At 52.3% G+C, this 604-nt stretch carries 1 protein-coding gene; it reads left to right on the forward strand.

The genetic code is table 11. From position 1 onward, the window contains the following. Positions 1-248: 248 nt before the first annotated feature. A partial coding sequence (locus FQ192_RS34245; protein WP_218585832.1) for a hypothetical protein occupies positions 249-604 on the forward strand: 356 nt, incomplete at its 3' end.

A 604-nucleotide genomic window follows, 5' to 3' on the forward strand; every position in this document is an offset into this window, starting at 1 on the left:
GAACGCCTGCCACAAGCTACTTCGGTAGAAGACTTCGAAGCCTTGCTGCCGTGGAACTGTTCCCCGACTATCTCGCGCTAAATGCACACATCGGTTTTTTGCCATGTGTGGTTTATGGGTCGCTTACAAAGTATCGATGTTGGCTTTAAGGGTAAGGCTATGATCGGCAGGCTCCGGATGGATAATGATCGCGGCCTGGTGGTTGGGTACGCTCAAAAAATGCACTTCGACGACTGGGCTCGTAGACAATGAAAAAAATCACAATCAGTGACGGCGCGTGGTACTTGTTCCTTCTGTGCGTGTTTACTCCTAGCTTAGTGATGAGCTTTGCTACCGGCGAGCTGTCGGTGAGCGACACGTATAGCTATGTCTTTGGCACGATTACAGGATTTGCCGGCGAGTGGATTGCATACATCCTGTATCTGCCGCTTGGATTTATCACGTCGATCCTGCCGAACGATTCATACCACGTGCTCACTGCGGATTCCACGCCATCCGGACACTCAGCCCACCAACATCCGGACACTCATTCCACGCTCATTCGGACAGGCAGTCGGAGCGCAGCGACGCAGGTTTGCATTGTTAGTCTGAAGTCTCTGTCGCC

The organism is Pseudomonas sp. ANT_J12 (genome assembly GCF_008370045.1).
Taxonomy (GTDB): Bacteria; Pseudomonadota; Gammaproteobacteria; order Pseudomonadales; family Pseudomonadaceae; genus Aquipseudomonas.